Annotated in this window: 12 protein-coding genes, 3 tRNA genes, 3 rRNA genes and 1 other RNA gene; 15 read left to right on the forward strand and 4 right to left on the reverse strand. The window is 57.3% G+C overall.

Annotated features, from left to right (window positions below; all coding sequences use genetic code 11):
- Positions 1 to 17: 17 nt before the first annotated feature.
- From AC3QLZ_RS15860 to AC3QLZ_RS15875, 4 genes are all read right to left on the reverse strand, one after another.
- The gene (locus AC3QLZ_RS15860; RefSeq protein WP_492783267.1) at positions 18 to 701 is read right to left on the reverse strand and encodes a DUF4391 domain-containing protein; all 684 of its coding nucleotides are present in this window, start codon (positions 699 to 701) and stop codon (positions 18 to 20) included.
- A complete protein-coding gene (locus AC3QLZ_RS15865) occupies positions 698 to 3,979 on the reverse strand; it encodes a helicase-related protein (RefSeq protein WP_492783268.1) in 3,282 nt (1,093 codons plus the stop codon). The genes AC3QLZ_RS15860 and AC3QLZ_RS15865 overlap by 4 nt, the downstream gene beginning before the upstream one ends.
- Positions 3,966 to 4,166, reverse strand: a complete 201-nt coding sequence (locus tag AC3QLZ_RS15870; protein ID WP_492783269.1) for a type II toxin-antitoxin system antitoxin — start codon at positions 4,164 to 4,166, stop codon at positions 3,966 to 3,968. Before AC3QLZ_RS15870 ends, AC3QLZ_RS15865 begins: the two co-directional genes overlap by 14 nt.
- 871 nt (positions 4,167 to 5,037) lie before the next feature.
- Positions 5,038 to 5,841 (reverse strand): IclR family transcriptional regulator, encoded by an 804-nt coding sequence (locus AC3QLZ_RS15875; RefSeq protein WP_130460201.1) that lies wholly within the window; start codon positions 5,839 to 5,841, stop codon positions 5,038 to 5,040.
- Between the two features lie 151 nt (positions 5,842 to 5,992).
- Here AC3QLZ_RS15875 and AC3QLZ_RS15880 point away from each other — a divergent pair, with 151 nt between their 5' ends.
- From AC3QLZ_RS15880 to AC3QLZ_RS15950, 15 genes are all read left to right on the forward strand, one after another.
- Entirely contained in the window at positions 5,993 to 6,610 is a 618-nt protein-coding gene (locus AC3QLZ_RS15880; RefSeq protein WP_014236882.1) for a ParA family protein, read from the forward strand.
- Between the two features lie 121 nt (positions 6,611 to 6,731).
- Positions 6,732 to 6,808 (forward strand) — tRNA-Met (locus AC3QLZ_RS15885).
- 145 nt (positions 6,809 to 6,953) lie between these two features.
- A 16S ribosomal RNA gene (locus AC3QLZ_RS15890) occupies positions 6,954 to 8,493 on the forward strand.
- 137 nt (positions 8,494 to 8,630) lie between these two features.
- Positions 8,631 to 8,707: transfer RNA gene (locus tag AC3QLZ_RS15895), tRNA-Ile, on the forward strand.
- A gap of 14 nt (positions 8,708 to 8,721) precedes the next feature.
- A tRNA-Ala gene (locus AC3QLZ_RS15900) sits at positions 8,722 to 8,797 on the forward strand.
- 225 nt (positions 8,798 to 9,022) lie between these two features.
- A 23S ribosomal RNA gene (locus AC3QLZ_RS15905) occupies positions 9,023 to 11,908 on the forward strand.
- A gap of 100 nt (positions 11,909 to 12,008) precedes the next feature.
- Positions 12,009 to 12,122, forward strand: a 5S ribosomal RNA gene (rrf, locus tag AC3QLZ_RS15910).
- The 16S, 23S and 5S rRNA genes sit together here with 3 tRNA genes alongside, the layout of an rRNA operon.
- Positions 12,123 to 12,349: 227 nt before the next feature.
- Positions 12,350 to 12,448: signal recognition particle sRNA small type (gene ffs, locus AC3QLZ_RS15915), an RNA gene on the forward strand.
- A 59-nt stretch (positions 12,449 to 12,507) separates the two neighbouring features.
- Positions 12,508 to 14,154, forward strand: coding sequence for a DNA polymerase III subunit gamma/tau (dnaX, locus tag AC3QLZ_RS15920; RefSeq protein WP_014236883.1), 1,647 nt, complete (start codon positions 12,508 to 12,510; stop codon positions 14,152 to 14,154).
- Between the two features lie 15 nt (positions 14,155 to 14,169).
- The gene (locus AC3QLZ_RS15925) at positions 14,170 to 14,493 is read left to right on the forward strand and encodes a YbaB/EbfC family nucleoid-associated protein (protein ID WP_014236884.1); all 324 of its coding nucleotides are present in this window, start codon (positions 14,170 to 14,172) and stop codon (positions 14,491 to 14,493) included.
- A complete protein-coding gene (gene recR, locus AC3QLZ_RS15930) occupies positions 14,493 to 15,095 on the forward strand; it encodes a recombination mediator RecR (protein ID WP_014236885.1) in 603 nt (200 codons plus the stop codon). The genes AC3QLZ_RS15925 and recR overlap by 1 nt, the downstream gene beginning before the upstream one ends.
- A gap of 209 nt (positions 15,096 to 15,304) precedes the next feature.
- Positions 15,305 to 15,901, forward strand: coding sequence for a ubiquinol-cytochrome c reductase iron-sulfur subunit (petA, locus tag AC3QLZ_RS15935; RefSeq protein ID WP_014236886.1), 597 nt, complete (start codon positions 15,305 to 15,307; stop codon positions 15,899 to 15,901).
- A 3-nt stretch (positions 15,902 to 15,904) separates the two neighbouring features.
- A complete protein-coding gene (locus AC3QLZ_RS15940) occupies positions 15,905 to 17,209 on the forward strand; it encodes a cytochrome b (protein WP_014236887.1) in 1,305 nt (434 codons plus the stop codon).
- A 13-nt stretch (positions 17,210 to 17,222) separates the two neighbouring features.
- Positions 17,223 to 17,936: a cytochrome c1 gene (locus AC3QLZ_RS15945; protein WP_014236888.1), complete on the forward strand. Its 714-nt coding sequence runs from the start codon at positions 17,223 to 17,225 to the stop codon at positions 17,934 to 17,936.
- Between the two features lie 82 nt (positions 17,937 to 18,018).
- Positions 18,019 to 18,615 (forward strand): glutathione S-transferase N-terminal domain-containing protein, encoded by a 597-nt coding sequence (locus AC3QLZ_RS15950; protein ID WP_014236889.1) that lies wholly within the window; start codon positions 18,019 to 18,021, stop codon positions 18,613 to 18,615.
- Positions 18,616 to 18,665 lie beyond the last annotated feature (50 nt).

Genomic DNA, 18,665 nt, shown 5'->3' on the forward strand with positions numbered 1-18,665 from the left:
TCCTCTGGCCATCGGATTCAGTGGCTCAGTTCCTCAAGTTCGTTGTTCAGTTGGCGCAAAGTGGCATTAATTTCCACTTTTCGATTGAATTGCTTTTCCTTCGCCAGCTTGGCGCGGACTTTTTCGATTTCACGCTGCTTGGCCCTCATGCCCTCCAGGCGCTCGACCAAGGCAGAAAAGCTTTCTTTGTCACGGGGGGGCAGCGGAATCAGCCTTTGCAGTAATGCCTCGTATAGCCCTGCCAAGTCCAGTACCACGGGCATGTCACTTCGCTGGCTGTTGGCAGGTATCCATGCTGTCGAAAAATAGTCGCTGAGTACCCATTTGCTGGCATCCACCTCGCTGGGGCGCTTGTGGGCAGCGACGACCTTGATCTTTCCCTCGTGCTCCAGCTCGAAGACGATGGGGAACTGCACGGCACCGTCGATGCATTTCAGTACATCGACGGACAGCTCCCCCGTTTTCAGAACGATGCGAAACACTTGTACTTCCGGCACGCCCGGCTTGGCAGGCAGGTTGATGGTTTCCGGTGCAAGCTTGTACTGCCACACAATCTGCTCGACCTGTTCGGCGAACAGGTCTTTCAGGCGCGTGTTGGCCCCGCTGTGCTCGTAAATCTTGTTCTTGGGCAGTACGCGCCCGAACGTGGCGTGCTTCGGGTAGTTGATCAGCGCCGGATGCTGGGCAGGAGATACGCTCATCCAGCCTCCTGAATCACAAGGAAGGTAATGAGTTCGAAGTCATCCAGGCCGCTGATCGTATTGGTCAGCGCCGTGGTCTTGCCGCCGCTGAAGAGGCTGTCCAGGTCCTTTTCTTCCTTCACTTCGATCATGGAACTAATGGCCTTACTCAACAGCTCAGAGTAGCTTTGCATGTTCCTGCCGTCGCTTGTTTCCTTATTGAAGGATTGGCAGGCTATCGGGATGGGCTCCGTATGACCCTTACAGCAGCTGCGCACGAGGTCCAGCAGGCGCTTCACTTCGGTGTGATCGTTGATGACCTTGCCGTCGCACCCGATGTAGATGAGGTAGTACGGGTGCAGCCGGTTGTGCTGGTTGACGTTGACCTCGGGGTTGCGATTGCGCAAGGTAAAGATTACCCCGGGCTCCAGACCCAAGGCAGGGTTAGCGGGCACCACGGCGTGCATGCCGTTCGGCAGGTGGCTGGGTTCGCCATTTGCTTTCACGTAGTTGAGCAAGTCCATACGGAAGTCGTTGAGCCCCAGATCGGTGATCGACACGCCGGTCTTCAGGTCTTCTAGTTCGATTACTTCTTCCTGCAGTCGGCGCAGCTGTTCCCTGCGGTAGCTAACATCGTTAGTCTGCGCGGAAAGTACGTTGTCGTCGCCGGTCGCAGTCACGTCGGCAATCATCATCCGGCTCTCTACACGCTCTTTCAGGTTGATGTATTCGTCGAGCGAGATGTCGGGCCAATAGTTCACCAACTGGATGCAGGCGTTAGGCGAGCCGATACGATCCACACGCCCGAAACGCTGAATGATGCGGACCGGATTCCAGTGGATGTCGTAGTTGATCAAGTAGTCGCAGTCTTGAAGGTTCTGGCCTTCGGATATGCAGTCCGTCCCGATCAGCAAGTCGATCTCAGCAGGCTCTTGCGGCAGCACTTGTGCCTTCGACTTGGAGCGTGGCGAGAACAGGGTCAGTAGCTCCTGAATGTCGTAGCTCTTCTTGAGCGTGGACTTGGGCGAGCCTGTTCCTGTGACTTTGGCACTGTGGAGATGCTGCTTAGCCAGCAACTCTGGCGCAAGGTTGGCGTAGAGGTAATCGGCGGTATCGGCGAATGCCGTGAAGATGATGATCTTCTTGTTGCCGGGGTTGATCGGGGAGGCTATCTTGCCCAGCACTTGTGCTTTCAGATGCTGTAGTTTGGCGTCGTCCTCGGGGGTGATCTTGTCCATCGAGGCCAGCAGGGCATCGATGATCTCCAGATCAACGCTCAGGTCATGCTCCCAAGAGGGCAAATCCATGTCGGCCAAGTTGATCTTGACCTTGCCGCCGATATCGCCGCCGTTCAGCATCGACAGATCATCGTCTTCGGCGTCCAGGTTTTCCAGGACTTCGGAGAGGTCGGCGACATCGGCGACACCGCCACCTTCGTTGAAGCGGCGGATAGTCGTCAGCGTGTTGGCGTGATTGCCATGCAGGGAGCGCAAAGTCAGCCGGAACGATTCGATGGAGCTTTCCAGACGTTTGAGCAGGTTCGTGGTCATCAGGGCTTGCAGGCCCTTCTCGCGACCATACAGGCTGAGGTTTTCCTTCTTATCGCCCGATTGGGCGTTGTAGAGATCTATATACTTCTTGACCCGACTTTGAAGGATGTAGGCTGCTGGGGTGTAAACGCAGAGCTTGAGCAACGACAGTTGCTCGAAAATCTCGTTGAAGCCCATCACGTCTGAGCGCTGGGTCAACTGGCAATGGAAGGAAAGCGGCTTGCGGCGCTCCGGGAATTGGCCGATGTCCTTGGTGTCGTAGAAGGTCTGAATGTGCTTGCGAGAGCGTGCGATGGTTACGCTGTCTAGCAGCTCGAAGAAATCAAAGTCCAGCGAGTCCAGAATGGCGCGGGCTGTCCGTTCCTCCGGTGGCAATTTCGACCAAACGGTGAATGCTGCCTGTGCGCTTCGGAAAACCTCTTCCACGCTCTTGCTGATCTTGAGCTTCTTGCTGAGGTTTTCAGAGTCACCTTCATAGGCCAAGGCCAGCTGATTACGCAGGTCGGCAAAGCGATTGTTAACCGGGGTGGCCGAGAGCATCAGCACCTTGGTCTTCACGCCTTCCCTGATGACCTTGTTCATCAGCTTCTGGTAGCGCGTCTCCTTGTCCTTGTAGGCATCGTTGTTGCGGAAATTGTGCGATTCATCGATGACCACGAGGTCGTAGTTACCCCAATTGATGCGGTTCAGCGGTGTACCAAACGACTCACCACTTGTGCGGCTGAGGTCGGTATGGCAAAGCACGTCATAGTTGAAACGATCCTTAGCGAAGATGTTGGTCTTGAGGTTGCGGTTGTAGTTGAGCCAGTTGTCCGCCAGCTTCTTCGGGCAAAGGACCAGCACTGAACGGTTGCGCAGCTCGTAATACTTGATCACAGCCAGCGCAGTAAAAGTTTTGCCCAAGCCAACGCTGTCTGCCAGGATGCAACCGCTGTAGGTTTCGAGCTTGTTGATGATGCCGGTGGCGGCATCCTTCTGGTAGTTGAATAGCTTCTGCCAGATCAGGGTGTCTTGGTAGCCGGTACGATCATTGGGCAGAACGTCCTCGTCGATGTCGTCCAGGAACTCGCTGAAGATGTTGTAGAGCATCATGAAGTAGATGCTTTCGGGCGAGTTTTCCTGATAGACAGAGGCGATGTGATCGCAGATTTGCTGCGTCACATCTTCCAGCTTCTCGGGGTCGTTCCAGATTTGGTCAAACAAGCTGAGATAAGTGGCAGCAAAGGTCGGTTCGTTCATCTTGTTGACGAGGTTCGACACGGCGTTGCCTTGCTGATAACCCAGATCGACTGCCGTAAAACCGTGCAGCGGCATGTAGGCGGTGTCGCCAGTGTCTCTAGCCTGAGACTGCACGCAGGCGAATTGCTGCATGGGCGCTTTGGTCCGGTTGCTCTTGAAACGGGCTTTGCGCCGCATCCAGTCAGCGCACTCCTTGGCAATCGCACGCTGGGTCAGTTTGTTGCGCAACTGGATTTCAAATTCACTGCCGTACAAGCTGCGCTCACGGTCCACTTTGGGAATGTGGTACTCCCGACGCTCCTTACGGATTTTGTCGGTGGCTTCATTGGCAACGAAGGTTGGTGACGTGAAAATGAAATTGAGCTCTTCGATCTTCTCCAGTTCCGCCTTGAGGGCTTCGAAGGCGTACATAGAAAAGCAGGATGCGGCGATCTTTAATTTCGCCCCTGGCTTGAGGGTTTGCTTTAGGTCGTCGCCAAGGAGGCGACTGATGTTGTCAATGAGCTCCATCGCATCCCTTCTTATTTTCGGTGGACTGTACGTCCGCCTTTAAACCATGCTCTTGCGCGTAGTTCAGGATAAGCACTTCCATCATCGATGCGATGGATCGGTGCTCTTTTTCAGCAGCCATGCGCAGCAGTTGCTTAATGTCCGCCGACGTGCGGATGGACAGGGTTTTGTCCTTGGGACGCCTCATGACGTAGTCCTAGGTTTGGTGACCTGCGAATGTACTGCGTTTTGCGTTGGTTGCATAGCGCTGATGTGAGAAATGAAGAAGCCGCTTACCCCCGGCGGTAAGCGGCAAAATCATCATCTGGCCGGAGTGGCGGGCAGCACCCGCTTACCAAATAGCTTTTTTGCGGAGTTTTTGGCAGGCCAGGGGCGGGGATTCTCAACGCGTTCAAGGGGTAGTCCTTGCCGCGCAGCTAGTCAGGCTTCAACGACAGCCACGTCATGGCGAATCAAATACAGGCACAACCAGGGAAGGGTGGGGGCTACTTTGGCCATGAGATCATTCTGTTCGCCAATATGGAGGCTTGCCTGAACGGTGCCGACCTCAAGCAGACCATCCCAGCCAAGTACTTCCTGAAGGCCTTTAGGTCATTGAGCTCTGTGAATATTGGCTGATTTGTTTGTGCCTGTCTTCGTCATCAATCGCTGCTCAGGCCGGCGCCGGAATCACCATGGCACTATCTCCCGCCATGCTGTCGAAGTGTCAGCCAGTCCTCAACGACAGCCAGGTCATTCCGGATCGTGTGCTGGCCGATCACCAGATACGGTGGCAATTTGCTTTTGCCTCTGGCCTGTAGCCGATTGATGGTGGCAACGTATCAGCCAACCGCTTGACGATTCGGGCAGTATGTATTGGTGTAAGAATGTGGATGGAGCCTGTAAGTTGGCATCGGAGTGAACTGCTGTTCAATCAAAAAGCAGCAGGCGGGTGGGGGTATGTTTGGGGGTATCAGTAGTATGTGTTAAGTGTAAAAAATAATATTAAACAAATTACTACGTATTCGTGTTTTATCCCGGTACCCCACCATCCCTCTCTCTTTTCCCTGTTTGCCTGTTCAGGCCGGGCCCGGTTCGTGATAACCCAGCCGGTGCGATAAATCCTGGGCGGCTTGCCGGATGGCGGCGGCAATGTTGCTGTCCCAGTCGCTGGCAAAGTTGCCGATCGGCCCCAGGGAAGTGATCGCCGCCACCATGGTGCCCGTCTGATTGAACACCGGCGCACTGAAACCGTTGATGCCCGGAGAGTAGCTGCCACTGGCCCGGGCAATGCCCTGGTTGCGGATTTCCGACAGCAGGCCGTCCATTTCCCGGCGCGCAGCTGCCAGGGTGGTGCCGTTCGCTTCCGCGTTCGCCTTGATTTCGACTTCCAGCAGCTGGCGCAGGTAGGGGGAACGGAAAAAGGCGGCAAACGCCCGACCCGTGGCCGAACTGGCCAGCGGCAGGACGGTACCGGCGCGCAACGCAACGGTGATCGGTCCGCCGGCCTCCAGCAGGCGGACCACCGTGGCACCATGATTCCCCCATACGGCCAGGGCAACGGTTTCGCCCAGGCGCTCGCAGAGATCTTCCAGTATCGGGGTGGCGAGGCGAACCGGATCCAGCCGGCCCATGGCGGCCAAGCCCAGTTCCAGGGAGAAACTGCCCAGGTCATAGCGGCCGCTGGTCTGGTCCTGCTCGACCAGGCCCATGCGAATGAGGCTGACCAGGTAGCGGTGGGCCTTGGCGGCGGGCATGCCGGCAGCTTTGGCCAGGTCCCGTAGCATCATGGCGCGGCCATTGGCAGCCAGCGCCTGCAATAACTTGCCCCCCACTTCGATGGATTGAATTCCCTGGCGGTCCTTGGTTTTTGGCTTTTCCATATATGACTTAAGTAGCAAACCCGGTCGCCATATTACATCCGTGTGCGCCCAATCGGGGAGCCGCCGCTGTCAGTACCTTCGCATATAATCATCCGAGACCGTCGTGGCCCAAATGCCAGTTCGGCTTTTATCGAGTGAGAAAGGGGTGGGTATGCAAGCAATTCTGGTGGCCAATCCGAAGGGGGGGTGTGGCAAGACAACCTTGGCGACAAATCTGGCCGGCTATTTCGCCAACCAGGGCAACAAGGTTACCTTGTGCGATTTGGATCGCCAGCAATCCTCCCTGCGCTGGATGGCCTTCCGCGATCCGGAGATGGCACCGGTGACCGGATACTTTGCGGGTAATCAGGTGATGTTCAATCCGCCCCAGGATGTGGATCAGGTGGTGCTGGACGCCCCGGCCGGCCTGCAGGGCTATAAGCTTTCCGACTACCTGCGTCGTGTCGATAAGGTTATCGTTCCGGTGGTGCCTTCCATATTTGATATGGCGGCAACGGAGGATTTCCTCATTTCATTGCGCCAGGAAACCCGCGGTCGGCGGCAGATGCTGGGCATTGTCGCCATGCGGGTGGATCCCAGAACCCGTGCGGCAGTGATGCTGGAAGAGTTTTTGCGTCATTTCGATATTCCCATTGTTAGTTATCTGCGCAACACCCAGAACTACGTAAACGTAGCTGCGGCAGGGCTTTCCGTCTTTGACCCTCCCCGCGCAAAGTTCAAGCGAGATCACGAACAGTGGGATTCCCTCTTGCGGTGGCTCTCCGACTAGGCTATAGTTCGCCTCCCTCGACGCACCAGCCGGTGCAGCCAAGCGAAAGCAAAGCAAGAAACAAACCGGCAGGGGTTGACGAGGTGTAGAGAAAGCGATAATATCTCGCTTCTCTGACGGACGCGGGGTGGAGCAGTCTGGCAGCTCGTCGGGCTCATAACCCGAAGGTCGTAGGTTCAAATCCTGCCCCCGCAACCAGCTCTTTAAAAAATAGGACAACCGATAGGTGTAGGTGCTTGGTTGGGTGTTCCGGCTTAGGTCGGACAAATGAATCAAGCGCTTGCACAAAGATGTAGTCAAGGAAACTTGAATATATCCGTCAAGCGAGTTTTAAGCAGAGATTAAACTGAAGAGTTTGATCCTGGCTCAGATTGAACGCTGGCGGCATGCCTTACACATGCAAGTCGAACGGCAGCACGGGAGCTTGCTCCTGGTGGCGAGTGGCGAACGGGTGAGTAATACATCGGAACGTACCCAGGAGTGGGGGATAACGTAGCGAAAGTTACGCTAATACCGCATATTCTGTGAGCAGGAAAGCGGGGGATCGCAAGACCTCGCGCTCTTGGAGCGGCCGATGTCGGATTAGCTAGTTGGTGAGGTAAAAGCTCACCAAGGCGACGATCCGTAGCAGGTCTGAGAGGATGATCTGCCACACTGGGACTGAGACACGGCCCAGACTCCTACGGGAGGCAGCAGTGGGGAATTTTGGACAATGGGGGCAACCCTGATCCAGCCATGCCGCGTGAGTGAAGAAGGCCTTCGGGTTGTAAAGCTCTTTCGGCGGGGAAGAAATGGCAACGGCTAATATCCGTTGTTGATGACGGTACCCGCATAAGAAGCACCGGCTAACTACGTGCCAGCAGCCGCGGTAATACGTAGGGTGCGAGCGTTAATCGGAATTACTGGGCGTAAAGCGTGCGCAGGCGGTTTCGTAAGACAGACGTGAAATCCCCGGGCTCAACCTGGGAACTGCGTTTGTGACTGCGAGGCTAGAGTACGGCAGAGGGGGGTAGAATTCCACGTGTAGCAGTGAAATGCGTAGAGATGTGGAGGAATACCGATGGCGAAGGCAGCCCCCTGGGTTAGTACTGACGCTCATGCACGAAAGCGTGGGGAGCAAACAGGATTAGATACCCTGGTAGTCCACGCCCTAAACGATGTCAACTAGGTGTTGGAAGGGTTAAACCTTTTAGTACCGCAGCTAACGCGTGAAGTTGACCGCCTGGGGAGTACGGCCGCAAGGTTAAAACTCAAAGGAATTGACGGGGACCCGCACAAGCGGTGGATGATGTGGATTAATTCGATGCAACGCGAAAAACCTTACCTACCCTTGACATGCCAGGAACTTTCCAGAGATGGATTGGTGCCCGAAAGGGAGCCTGGACACAGGTGCTGCATGGCTGTCGTCAGCTCGTGTCGTGAGATGTTGGGTTAAGTCCCGCAACGAGCGCAACCCTTGTCATTAATTGCCATCATTCAGTTGGGCACTTTAATGAGACTGCCGGTGACAAACCGGAGGAAGGTGGGGATGACGTCAAGTCCTCATGGCCCTTATGGGTAGGGCTTCACACGTCATACAATGGTCGGTACAGAGGGTTGCCAAGCCGCGAGGTGGAGCCAATCCCAGAAAGCCGATCGTAGTCCGGATCGCAGTCTGCAACTCGACTGCGTGAAGTCGGAATCGCTAGTAATCGCGGATCAGCATGTCGCGGTGAATACGTTCCCGGGTCTTGTACACACCGCCCGTCACACCATGGGAGTGGGTTCTACCAGAAGTAGTTAGCCTAACCGTAAGGAGGGCGATTACCACGGTAGGATTCATGACTGGGGTGAAGTCGTAACAAGGTAGCCGTATCGGAAGGTGCGGCTGGATCACCTCCTTTCTAGAGAAAAGCATCCTCCAAGCATCTACAACCTATCGGTTGTTCAAGTAACAGCATGAGGGAAAGGCCAGGAGCAGGAGTAGCGCGCAGGCGTACTGACTCCGGGTCCTCTACTGACCCTTCGATAAGAGAAGTTTGGGTCAGTAGCTCAGTCGGTTAGAGCACCGTCTTGATAAGGCGGGGGTCGTAGGTTCGATTCCTACCTGACCCACCAACGCTTCATCAGGCGGGGGCATAGCTCAGTTGGGAGAGCGCCAGCTTTGCAAGCTGGATGTCGTCGGTTCGATCCCGTCTGCCTCCACCAACCCCTTGGGTTGTCTGCAAGAGCTCATACGTAAGCACAGATGCTTAGGTCTGACCTCTTGGTCAATGCTGTTTGCTCTTTAACAAAATGGAGAAGGTTGTATATCTGGAGCCGAAACCAAGCCAGATATACATTGTGATTGCATCGTATCGCGTTACAGCTAGCGCGATACAAACACAAACTGAGTTGCTTATAACTGCCTCGGAAGAGGCCTCAAAGTTATAGGATCAAGCGACTAAGTGCATGTGGTGGATGCCTTGGCGATTACAGGCGATGAAGGACGTGCAAGCCTGCGAAAAGCTCTGGGGAGCTGGCAACGAAGCTTTGATCCAGAGATGTCCGAATGGGGAAACCCACTCCGCAAGGAGTATCCCTGACTGAATACATAGGTCAGTGGAGGCGAACCCGGTGAACTGAAACATCTAAGTAGCCGGAGGAAAAGAAATCAACCGAGATTCCCAAAGTAGTGGCGAGCGAAATGGGAATAGCCTGCAAGTGATAGCGAATCTGTTAGCGGAAGACTCTGGAAAGTGTCGCCGTAGTGGGTGATAGCCCCGTACGCGAAAACAGGATCGTGGTACTAAGTTTGCGACAAGTAGGGCGGGGCACGTGAAACCCTGTCTGAATATGGGGGGACCATCCTCCAAGGCTAAATACTCGTAATCGACCGATAGTGAACCAGTACCGTGAGGGAAAGGCGAAAAGAACCCCGGGAGGGGAGTGAAATAGATCCTGAAACCGCATGCATACAAACAGTGGGAGCCCCTTCGTGGGGTGACTGCGTACCTTTTGTATAATGGGTCAGCGACTTACGTTATGTTGCGAGCTTAACCGAGTAGGGAAGGCGTAGGGAAACCGAGTCTGATAAGGGCGTTAAGTAGCATGGCGTAGACCCGAAACCGGATGATCTATCCATGGCCAGGATGAAGGTGCGGTAACACGCACTGGAGGTCCGAACCCACTAACGTTGAAAAGTTAGGGGATGAGCTGTGGATAGGGGTGAAAGGCTAAACAAATCCGGAAATAGCTGGTTCTCTCCGAAAACTATTTAGGTAGTGCCTCAAGTATCACCTACGGGGGTAAAGCACTGTAATGGTTGAAGGGGTCATCGCGACTTACTTCGCCATAGCAAACTCTGAATACCGTAGAGTGCGAGCTTGGGAGACAGACATCGGGTGCTAACGTCCGGTGTCAAGAGGGAAACAACCCAGACCGCCGATTAAGGTCCCAAAGACATAGTTAAGTGGGAAACGAGGTGGGAAGGCTCAGACAGCCAGGAGGTTGGCTTAGAAGCAGCCATCCTTTAAAGAAAGCGTAATAGCTCACTGGTCGAGTCGTCCTGCGCGGAAGATGTAACGGGGCTCAAACTATGCACCGAAATCGCGGATATCCTTTGGATATGGTAGGAGAGCGTTCTGTAGGCCGTTGAAGGTGTCTCGTGAGGGATGCTGGAGGTATCAGAAGTGCGAATGCTGACATGAGTAGCGATAAAGGGAGTGAAAAGCTCCCTCGCCGAAAGCCCAAGGTTTCCTGCGCAACGTTCATCGGCGCAGGGTGAGTCGGCCCCTAAGGCGAGGCTGAAAAGCGTAGTCGATGGGAAACAGGTTAATATTCCTGTACCTCAATGTAATGCGATGGGGGGACGGAGAAGGTTAGGTCAGCCGGGTGTTGGACGTCCCGGTTTAAGCGTGTAGGCGTGCCCCTTAGGCAAATCCGGGGGGCTAAGCTGAGGCGTGATGACGAGCGCTCTTTGAGCGCGAAGTGATTGATACCAAGCTTCCAAGAAAAGCCTCTAAGCTTCAGTTACATTGGGACCGTACCGCAAACCGACACAGGTGGGCAGGATGAGAATTCTAAGGCGCTTGAGAGAACTCAGGAGAAGGAACTCGGCAAATTGGCACCGTAACTTCGGGATAAGGTGCGCCCCGGTAGGGTGTAGAGACTTGCTCTCGAAGCTCGATGGGGTTGCAGTGAAATGGTGGCTGCGACTGTTTAATAAAAACACAGCACTCTGCAAACACGAAAGTGGACGTATAGGGTGTGACGCCTGCCCGGTGCCGGAAGGTTAAGTGATGGGGTGCAAGCTCTTGATCGAAGCCCCGGTAAACGGCGGCCGTAACTATAACGGTCCTAAGGTAGCGAAATTCCTTGTCGGGTAAGTTCCGACCTGCACGAATGGCGTAACGATGGCCACACTGTCTCCTCCTGAGACTCAGCGAAATTGAAATGTTTGTGAAGATGCAATCTCCCCGCGGCTAGACGGAAAGACCCCATGAACCTTTACTGTAGCTTTGCATTGGACTTTGAACCGATCTGTGTAGGATAGGTGGGAGACTGTGAGACCAGGACGCTAGTTCTGGTGGAGTCGTCCTTGAAATACCACCCTGGTTTGTTTGAGGTTCTAACCATGGCCTGTGAATCCAGGTCTGGGACCGTGCATGGTAGGCAGTTTGACTGGGGCGGTCTCCTCCCAAAAGGTAACGGAGGAGTACGAAGGTACGCTAGGTACGGTCGGACATCGTGCTAATAGTGCAATGGCATAAGCGTGCTTGACTGCGAGACCCACAAGTCGAGCAGGTGCGAAAGCAGGTCATAGTGATCCGGTGGTTCTGTATGGAAGGGCCATCGCTCAACGGATAAAAGGTACTCTGGGGATAACAGGCTGATACCGCCCAAGAGTTCATATCGACGGCGGTGTTTGGCACCTCGATGTCGGCTCATCTCATCCTGGGGCTGTAGCCGGTCCCAAGGGTATGGCTGTTCGCCATTTAAAGAGGTACGTGAGCTGGGTTTAAAACGTCGTGAGACAGTTTGGTCCCTATCTGCCGTGGGCGCTGGAAGTTTGAGGGGGGCTGCTCCTAGTACGAGAGGACCGGAGTGGACGTACCCCTGGTGTACCGGTTGTGACGCCAGTCGCATCGCCGGGTAGCTAAGTACGGAAGAGATAACCGCTGAAAGCATCTAAGCGGGAAACTCGCCTCAAGATTAGACTTCCCCGGGGCTTCGAGCCCCCTAAAGGGTCGTGGAAGACCACCACGTTGATAGGTCGGGTGTGGAAGCGCAGTAATGCGTTAAGCTAACCGATACTAATTGCCCGTGCGGCTTGATCCTATAACTCTGAGATCAAAGCGCTTCAGTTTGAAACGCAATCACATTTAACCTTCTCCCATTTTGCGCTCGACGTCACTCGACGGCGAGCGAACAAGTTACGCTTGGCGGCCATAGCGCTCTGGACCCACCCCTTCCCATCCCGAACAGGACCGTGAAACAGAGTTGCGCCGATGATAGTGCATACTTCATGTGCGAAAGTAGGTCACCGCCAGGCTCCCCTTACAACACCCCAGCTACTATGTGGCTGGGGTGTTTCTATTTGTACCTTCAAAATCTCCCCCCACTCAAAAACGGCTTAGATGCTCTGCCGTCGGCTCTTGCCGAGTCCAGATATCGGCTTGTGATATCGAGATTTGGCGGATGACTGGTTGCTCGTTCGAGTGACGGAAAAAAAGCGCTGGTGGGCGAGAAACGCCGATCAGCTATGTTAGAATTCGCACCGGCGGGTCTCCCCGCATTGCAGGGTGGTGAACCTGGTCAGGTCCGGAAGGAAGCAGCCACAGCTACTTACTGCAAGTGCCGGGGGTAAGGCTCGCCACTTTCATTTCCGGCAGCCGCCATGGGCGGTCGGGTGCCGCTGTCGTGCGAGACTATTCGGCATGAGCTATCAGGTTCTGGCGCGCAAATGGCGCCCTCGAAGCTTTTCCACCCTGGTCGGCCAGGAGCATGTGGTCCGTGCGTTGACCCATGCTCTCACCGAGCAGCGGCTCCACCACGCGTATCTCTTCACCGGCACCCGAGGTGTCGGCAAGACCACCTTGGCCCGCATCCTGGCCAAATCCCTCAATTGTGAATCCGGCATCTCGGCGACTCCTTGCGGGCAATGTTCTGCCTGCCAGGAAATCGATGCGGGTCGTTTTGTAGATCTTCTCGAGGTCGATGCGGCCACCAATACCCGGGTCGATGAGATGCGCCAGCTGCTCGAGAATGCGGTGTATGCGCCTACCCGGGGCCGCTTCAAGGTCTACGTGATCGACGAAGTGCACATGCTTTCCAATTCGGCCTTCAACGCCATGTTGAAGACCCTGGAAGAGCCACCCGAGCACGTCAAATTCATCCTGGCGACCACCGATCCCCAGAAAATTCCGGTGACGGTTCTTTCCCGCTGTCTGCAGTTCAATCTGAAGCAGATGCCGCCCCAGGCCATCACCGGCCATCTTTCCCACATCCTTGAGGCTGAATCCGTCCCCTTCGAGGCGCCGGCGTTGGCTTTGCTGGCCCGCTCTGCCAACGGCAGTATGCGTGACGCCCTGTCGCTGCTCGACCAGGCGATTGCCCATGGCACCGGCAAGGTGGAGGAGTCCCTGGTGCGCGACATGCTCGGCACTGTGGATCAGGATTACCTGTTCACCCTCTTGGAAGCCATGGCCCAGGGCGATGTCAGTGCCATGCTGAGTGTGGCCGATCTGATGACGGAGCGCAGCCTATCCTTCGACAGTGCCCTGCAGGATCTGGCTGCCATGCTGACCCGTCTGCAGGTGGCTCAGCTGGCCCCGGCTGCCATTGCCGAGGATACGCCGGACCGCAGCCGCTTACTCGCACTGGCAGGTGCCATCGACGCCCAGACGGTGCAGTTGGCCTACCAGATCAGCGTGCATGGTCGCCATGAACTACCCATGGCCCCCGACCCCCATGCCGGTTTCGTCATGACCCTGTTGCGTCTGCATGCCTTTGCGCCGCGCCAGCCTGGGGAGGGCCCATCCCCGGGAAAAGCGTTGGCCGCCCCGCGGGCGCAGGCTCCCGCGGTTAAGGCGGCTCCTTCCCGAATTTCCGTCCCGGCCCGAACTGCAGAAGCCCCCGTCGTACAGCCGGTAGCCGCTCCTGCGGAGACGATGCCGGCGGCACAGGCTGTCGCCGCTGACAGCGAGGCTCCAGGTGACTGGCAGTCGATTCTTGACAGCTTGCAGTTGTCCGGTATGGCGCGGGCCCTGGCCCAGCATTGCGAGTTACTGAAGCTGGGCGAGGAGGTGGTGCAATTGCGCTTGCCGCCGGCCCATCGCCACCTGATCATGAAGGCGGCCCAGGATCGGCTGCAGCAGGCCTTGGGCGAATACTGTGGCCGCCCGCTGCAGTTGCAGATCGAAGTGGCCGAAGTAAGCACGCTGACGCCGGCGGCGATTCTCCAGCAGGAAAGGGAGGAGCGCCAGGACCGGGCTGTCGCCGCCATCGAGCAGGATCCCTTTGTGCGCGAGGTGATCGACATCTTCGACGCCACGCTGATTGAATCATCCATCAAACCCATCTAGTTGAGGACCACGAAAATGATGAAAGGCGGCATCGCCGGCCTGATGAAGCAGGCCCAGCAAATGCAGGAAAACATGAAGAAGGCCCAGGAAGAGCTGGGTCGCGTCGAGGTGGAAGGCCAGGCCGGTGCCGGCATGGTCAAGGTGCTGATGACCTGTTCCCACGACGTGCGCCGTGTCACGATCGACCCCTCGGTCATGGACGACAAGGAAATGCTGGAAGATCTGATCGCCGCCGCCGTCAATGACGCAGTTCGCCGTGGCGAGGAGCTGAGCAAGGAACGCATGTCCGGCTTCACCGCCGGCCTCAACCTGCCCCCCGGATTCAAGCTGCCCTTCTGATGAGCACCCCATCCAGCCTCGAAGAACTGATCGAGGCCCTCCGTTGTTTGCCGGGGATCGGGCCGAAATCGGCCCAGCGCATGGCCTACCATCTGCTGCAGCGGGACCGCAAGGGTGCCCGCCGCCTGGCAGACGGCATGTCCCATGCGCTGGAGGCCATTCGCCATTGCAGCCGCTGCAACACCTTCACCGAGTCCGAGATCTGCGAGCGCTGCGCCTCCACCAAGCGGGATGCCAGCCTGCTGTGCGTCGTCGAAACGCCGGTGGACATGAACATGATGGAGCAGACCCAGGCCTACAACGGGCTCTACTACGTCATCATGGGGCGCTTGTCGCCGCTGGACGGTGTCGGTCCCCGGGAGCTGCAGCTGGACCGTCTGCTGGCCCGGGCCTGCGATGGCGAGGTCCAGGAGGTCATCCTGGCCACTAATTACACCAACGAAGGCGAAGCGACCGCTCACTACGTCAGCGAACTGCTGCGCAGCAGGGGCATCAAGGTGACCCGGATCGCCCGGGGGGTGCCGGTGGGTGGGGAGCTGGAGTACGTGGATGCCGGCACCCTGGCTCAGGCCATGCGGGAGCGGAAAAACGTGGAAGCCTAGCCCTGGCGGGTCCGATTCTTGACCAGGCTCAGGTTTGGAGCGGCTTTCGACGCATTTGACGACATTGAGTTCCCGGCCCGGTTCCAGTCCGTAGGTGGATTCGAGTATAATCTTCCGGTTTTGTTCGGCCAGGATCATTTTTGCCTCGCCGAAGGCGTTACCGAATTGCTGTTCTGAATTTTAATTTCAACGTTCTAGGGATCTGCGCTATGAGCAAAGAGAACAAAGTGGACTGCGGCAGGCGGCGTCTGATCGTCGCTACCGCGGCCGTGGGCGGGGCCGGGGCGGTGGCGGCACTCGTGCCGTTCGTCGCCAGCATGCTGCCGTCCGAACGCGCCAAGGCAGCCGGCGCTCCGGTGGAAGTGGATATTTCCAAGCTGGAACCGGGTCAGATGATGACCGTGGAATGGCGTGGCAAGCCGGTGTGGATCATCAACCGCACCAAGGACATGCTGGACACCCTGCCCAAGCTGGCCGATGCCGTCGCCGATCCCAAGTCCGAAAAAGAGCAGCAGCCCGCCTACTGCCAGAACGAAACCCGCTCCATCAAGCCCGAAGTGCTGGTCGCCGTGGGTATCTGTACCCACCTGGGCTGTTCTCCTTCCGCCAAGTTCAAGCACGGCGCCGAAGAGGGCATGTCCGGTGACTGGCTGGGCGGCTTCCTGTGCCCCTGCCACGGTTCCACCTTCGACTTTGCCGGCCGCGTTTACAAGGCCAAGCCGGCTCCGACCAACCTGGAAGTTCCGCCGCACATGTATCTGTCCGATACCCGCATCCTGATCGGCGAAGACAAGAAGGGGGCGTAAGGAATGGCTGCCAATACCAATTTCGAAAAGTACAAGTCCGACGGTTCCATCGGCGGCAACGTGCTGGAGTGGGTCGATGCCCGCTTCCCCGCCACTTCCATGTGGAAGGGCCACCTGTCCGAGTACTACGCACCGAAGAACTTCAACTTCTGGTACTTCTTCGGCTCCCTGGCCTTGCTGGTCCTGGTGCTGCAGATCGTCACCGGCATCTTCCTGGTGATGCACTTCAAGCCGGATGCTTCCCTGAACGCCGCCGGCGTGCCCGTGGCCTTCGCCTCCGTCGAGTACATCATGCGCGACGTGCCCTGGGGCTGGCTGATCCGCTACATGCACTCCACCGGTGCTTCCGCCTTCTTCATCGTCGTCTTCCTGCACATGTTCCGCGGCATGCTCTACGGTTCCTACCGCAAGCCCCGCGAGCTGATCTGGCTGTTCGGCGTCGGCATCTTCCTGTGCCTGATGGGCGAAGCCTTCTTCGGCTACCTGCTGCCCTGGGGCCAGATGTCCTTCTGGGGCGCCCAGGTGATCGTGAACCTGTTCTCCGCCATTCCCCTGATCGGACCGGACCTGTCCGTCTGGCTGCGCGGTGACTTCGTGGTGGGCGATGCAACCCTGAACCGCTTCTTCTCCTTCCACGTGATCGCCATGCCCCTGGTGCTGATCGGCCTCGTCGCCGCCCACATCCTGGCCCTGCACGAAGTCGGCTCCAACAACCCCGACGGCGTCGAGATCAAGAAGCTGAAGGACGAGAACGGCCATCCCCTGGACGGCATTCCCTTCCATCCCTACTACACCGTCAAGGACATCGTCGGCGTCGTGGTCTTCCTGATGGTCTTCTCCTGCGTGGTGTTCTTCGCACCCGAAGGCGGCGGCTACTTCCTGGAATACAACAACTTCATTCCGGCCGATCCCCTGAAGACCCCGCCCCACATCGCTCCGGTGTGGTACTTCACCCCCTTCTACTCCATCCTGCGCGCCATGGTGTGGCCGATCCTGGGCCTGGATGCCAAGTTCTGGGGTGTGGTGGCCATGGGCGCTTCCGTGGTGATCTTCGCCTTCCTGCCCTGGCTGGATCGCAGCCCGGTCAAGTCCATCCGCTACCGCGGTCCGATCTACAAGACCTTCCTGACCCTGTTCGTGATCTGCTTCGTGATCCTGGGCTACCTCGGTACCCAGCCGCCCTCCTACTGGGGCGAGAAGGTCTCCCAGGTTTGCTCCCTGATCTACTTCGGCTTCTTCCTGCTGATGCCGTGGTATTCCAAGGTGGACAAGTACACGCCGGAACCCGAGCGTGTGACCATGAAATAAGGACGAGAGCGACATGAAAAAACTGCTTACTGCATTGCTCTTCGCGCCCCTGATGGCGCTGGCCAGCGGCGCCGCCGTGCATCTGGACAAGGCTCCGGACGTTTCCGGCGACAACGCGGCCCTGCAAAACGGCGCCAAGCTGTTCGTGAACTACTGCCTGAACTGCCACGGCGCCTCCTTCATGCGCTACAACCGGCTGACCGGCATCGGTCTGACCGAGCAGCAGATCAAGGACAGCCTGCTGTTCACCGCCGACAAGGTGGGCGAGCCCATGCGCGTCGCCATCCGTCCGGACGAAGCCAAGCAATGGTTCGGCGCCACCCCGCCCGACCTGACCCTGATCGCCCGTGCCCGCGCTTCCGAAGCCGGTCCCGGCGCCGACTGGCTCTACACCTACCTGCGTTCCTTCTACCGTGACGACAAGCGTCCCACCGGCTGGAACAACGTGGTGTTCGAGAACGTCGGCATGCCGCACATCCTGTGGGAACTGCAGGGTCAGCAAGTGCTGAACCACGAGACCCACAAGCTGGAACTGGCCGTACCCGGCAAGCTGTCCGCCGCCGAGTACGACAAGCAAATCGCTGACCTGGTCGGTTTCCTGGTGTACATCGGTGAACCCGTTTCCGGTCTGCGCAAGCAGCTGGGCATTGCCGTCCTGCTGTTCCTCGGCGTGCTCTTCGTCGTTGCTTACGCTCTCAAGCGCGAGTACTGGAAAGACGTGCACTAACCCGCCTGACATTCAGGCTACGGCATCGCCGATCGGGGCTTTTCCCGGCGGCGGTGCCGATTCCTTTTTGAGGTAACGAGTCATGATGAACCTCTACTCCGGCACCACCGATCCCTTCAGCCACCGCTGCCGCATCGTCCTGTTCGAAAAGGGCATGGACTTCCAGGTGATCGATGTGGACCTCTTCAACAAGCCCGAAGACATCGCCGTCATCAACCCGTACAACCGGGTGCCGGTGCTGGTCGAGCGCGAGTTGATCCTGTACGAACCCAACATCATCAACGAATACATCGATGAGCGTTTCCCCCATCCCCAGCTCATGCCGGCCGACCCCATCATGCGGGCCCGGGCGCGCCAGCTGCTGTCCACCATGGAACGGGAAATCTTTGCCTACATCGAGCCCCTGGAAAAGAACGCCAAGACCGCCGACAAGGCGCGGACCGAAATCCGCAACCGCCTGACCGAGCTGGCTCCCATGTTCGCCAAGCAGAAGTTCATGCTGGGCGACGAGTTCTCCATGCTCGACGTGGCCATCGCCCCCCTGCTGTGGCGCCTGGACCACTACGGCATCGACCTGCCGAAGACTGCCGCGCCGCTGATGAAGTACGCCGAGCGCATCTTCAGCCGCCAGGGCTTCATCGATGCCCTGACGCCTTCCGAAAAGGTGATGCGCAAGTAACGAACTGACGGGGGCGCCGCCACGGTGTCCCCGTCTTTTCTCCAGGCCGG

Source organism: Azospira sp. MPR-LB4, from assembly GCF_058809525.1.